Genomic DNA, 3,197 nt, shown 5'->3' with positions numbered 1-3,197 from the left:
TTTGGAAGGCTATGTGCAGCATTTGAGTTGCTGGCACAAAAATACTGTGCATAATTTAAACCTTGATTCACATTTTACTATCGCGATATATTTGCCATTGTTGAAATAACAAACATGTCAAAGTCAACATTGTGACTGCGCGATACTGCCACTGCAAATCAAAACCAAAACCATAAATCAGATCCAAAACATTAGCAACGACCATCAACAAATGCGTACCATGACTGATATGCCCTGCTTGATGTTTTAATTGGTTATGAATAATCTGCGGCAAAAAATAAATGCAATAAATAACAAATGATATGTTAATGCTAATATGACCGATCACGCTTTGATCTCCCCCTTGGCTTTCTTTTATACGCGTAGGAAGACAACAAAGCATATGCCAAGATGCACTTTATCAACTTCCTACGCTAGGATTAACTAGTTCAGGTACAAAGGGTTAGGCAAAACCTTCTCAGCAAAATGCACCCCTGTTGTTGGGCAACATTTTAATATGTATTTTTTAGCTAAACAAGTTTGAAATCAACTTATATTAACAGAAACGACCGCCTCTAGTTCTTTTATCTTTTCTCTTAAGCTTAAAATAATTGAAATGCCTGATGGATTAACGCCTAAATCACGCATCAAACGCATCGCTGATTTAGCACGCACAATATCATATGCTGCAATGTAATAACTATCTGCTTGCATTTTAGCATTCACCACATCATGCTCAATCCATTCGATAATAATGGTTTGTGGCACACATAACATTTCAGATAACTCAACAACGCTAATATAGTCACTTTTTACAATCATCTCTGTCATTTTATGCTCCTAGTAAATCTTTGCGCGGATCAAACGCCATTTCAGTGGCCATATTTTGATAAAAAGCCTTTTGTGCTTCTGATACCGCAGGTGGTAGGATAACATCTAAAACCACATAAAAATCGCCCTCGGCCAAGCCTTTGCCTTTTAAACGCATTTTTTTGCCACTTTGAGTATGCTCTGGCACCTTGAGCCTCATCTGACCATGCGGTGTTGGTATATTAATCTCAGCACCCAATGCAGCCTCCCAAGGTGCTATGGGAATATGGCTATAAATATCATTACCAACTACTTTGTATTGTTTATCAGATTGAATAATAATCTCAAGGTATAGATTACCACTTAAGCCACCACCAAAACCGGATTCGCCCTGACCTTTTAGGCGAATTTGCTGGTGATTACCAACGGCTTTAGGGATCTTAACTTTTAGACGTTTTGTTTTCTCTACAACTAATCCTTGTTCATTAACCGTTTGATAAGCAAAATGCAACTCTCGTTCTACACCAGTTATGGCATTATCTACCGTAATTTCAACCTTAGTATGCAAATCTTGACCGTTCATTGCAAAACCTTGCTTACGCCCTTGGCGCTCATGATGTTGTTGGCGGAAAAACTCACCAAAAATATCCTCATAACCACCAAAGTCACTGCCTTGATAAAAGTGTTGTTGGTGATTACTATGCCCTTGGTGCGCATTGCCACCTTGATGAAAGTCGCCGGCTTTGGCATGTTGCCAATTGGCACCATATTGATCATATAGTTTACGTTTTTCACTGTCTTTCAATACGTCATAAGCATCTTGCACTTCTTTGAATTTTTCCTCTGCATTAGCCTCTGTACTGACATCCGGATGATACTTCTTAGCTAAACGTCGATAGGCTTTTTTAATCTCAGCATCTGAGGCTGTTTTTGCCACCCCTAACAGCTGATAGTAATCTTTTTCCATAGATCAATTTCCTTTTGTGTAGTTTCTATTTCGTTTAATACAGTTTAATTTCTAATAACATATTTCTTTTTGCTGCTCTTCAAAGTAACGAGCAATACCACCTTCATAGTTATAGACGTTTTCAAAGCCAAGCTCAATAAGCTTTTGTGCGGCCTTTTGGCTTCTAACACCTACTTTGCAAATCACAATGATCTTTTGCATTTTATTCACATCCTCTAACACAGCGCCTTGCAGCACTTGTGCTAATGGTAGATGCTCTACTTTAACATCTAAAGAAGCAATATCAAGCTCCCACCCTTCACGCACATCGATAATCAACGCTTCTGGATCAAGCTGGTATGCCTTTTGCACTTCGATTGCTGTGTTATTGTTTTGCTCAAGACCAAACTCATTTGTTACACAGCCTTTGCAATTTGGATTGCATTTAAACCCATAACTTTGCCAAGTTAATGCATCACTATCAAATATCATTAAATCCTGCTTAATCTCTTTGCCTAAAAAGTAATTCACTGCCATATTCGCCGCCATCGTACCTACAACACCGACACTGGCACCTAGCACACCTGCCTCTGAGCAATTTGGAACTAAGTGAGCCGGAGGTGGTGATGGATATAAACAACGATAACAAGACTTTGTAGGATCAAAGAAACTTAACTGTGCTTGTGATTTAAGCACACTGGCACTAATAAAAGGTTTGCCAAGTTTGCAACATGCATCATTTACCGCATAACGCGTTTGGAAATTATCACTGCCATCGATAATTAAATCATATGACGCAAAAAGCACGCACGCTTGTTTGAAGTCTAAGCGTTCATTATATTCAATTAATTTAATATCACTATTAATTTGAGATAAATGCTTCACTGCCGCTGTTGATTTTGCAACGCCTAAATCATTCTCAGTAAATAAGATTTGTCGTTGTAAATTAGATAGCTCAACCACATCAAAATCAACAAGTCCAAGAGTACCCACACCAGCTGCAGCCAAATACATCGACACTGGCGAACCAATACCTCCACAACCGATGATACAAACTCGCGCATTTTGTAACTTTTGCTGCCCTTCAATCCCCATAACCGGAAAATGGCGTTGATAACGTTTGTAGTTCACTTTGACCTCTTTAACATCTTGTCGCATATCTATTAGCAATAATTATATGCCATAGCATAGAAGATAAGTAACAAAAGACTGGCATTTATTTGCTCTAAGTCATCTTAGATTTCAAATAAACGCTACTGCCAAACTAAGCATAATACTTAAAAGAATGATCAATAATATGACCAAAGGGAAAATAAAGCGAAACCAGCTTAAGTAGTTTACTCTTGCTGTTGCAAGATACGCCAAGAGCATGCCTGAAGTCGGTGTAATATGTGAATCAAGGTTTAAATTATGCACAGTATTTTTGTGCCAGCAACTCAAATGCTGCACATAGCCTTCCAAA

At 38.3% G+C, this 3,197-nt stretch carries 5 protein-coding genes and 1 riboswitch; all 5 genes read right to left on the bottom strand.

The features are described 5' to 3' along the window. Positions 1-67: 67 nt before the first annotated feature. Positions 68-328, bottom strand: coding sequence for a PQ-loop repeat-containing protein (locus ACY10D_RS03410; RefSeq protein WP_486999375.1), 261 nt, complete (start codon positions 326-328; stop codon positions 68-70). 60 nt (positions 329-388) lie between these two features. Further along, positions 389-485, bottom strand: a riboswitch (TPP riboswitch). Between the two features lie 40 nt (positions 486-525). Beyond that, the gene (locus ACY10D_RS03405; protein WP_486999374.1) at positions 526-810 is read right to left on the bottom strand and encodes a chaperone modulator CbpM; all 285 of its coding nucleotides are present in this window, start codon (positions 808-810) and stop codon (positions 526-528) included. A gap of 1 nt (position 811) precedes the next feature. Continuing rightward, entirely contained in the window at positions 812-1,756 is a 945-nt protein-coding gene (locus tag ACY10D_RS03400; RefSeq protein WP_486999373.1) for a DnaJ C-terminal domain-containing protein, read from the bottom strand. Positions 1,757-1,807: 51 nt separating this feature from the next. Next, on the bottom strand, positions 1,808-2,893 hold the full coding sequence (locus ACY10D_RS03395) for a HesA/MoeB/ThiF family protein (RefSeq protein ID WP_486999372.1): 1,086 nt from the start codon (positions 2,891-2,893) through the stop codon (positions 1,808-1,810). Between the two features lie 84 nt (positions 2,894-2,977). Further along, positions 2,978-3,197, bottom strand: a 220-nt coding sequence (locus ACY10D_RS03390) for a hypothetical protein (protein WP_486999371.1), incomplete at its 5' end; no start/stop codon positions are given.

The organism is Cysteiniphilum sp., assembly GCF_057495195.1.
This window is presented reverse-complemented; position numbering and strand designations above follow the sequence as displayed.

Coding starts and splice junctions, on each gene's coding strand:
- ACY10D_RS03405 (WP_486999374.1), bottom strand. CDS start 810: ATGACAGAGATGATTGTAAAAAGTGACTATATTAGCGTTGTTGAGTTA.
- ACY10D_RS03400 (WP_486999373.1), bottom strand. CDS start 1,756: ATGGAAAAAGATTACTATCAGCTGTTAGGGGTGGCAAAAACAGCCTCA.
- ACY10D_RS03395 (WP_486999372.1), bottom strand. CDS start 2,893: ATGCGACAAGATGTTAAAGAGGTCAAAGTGAACTACAAACGTTATCAA.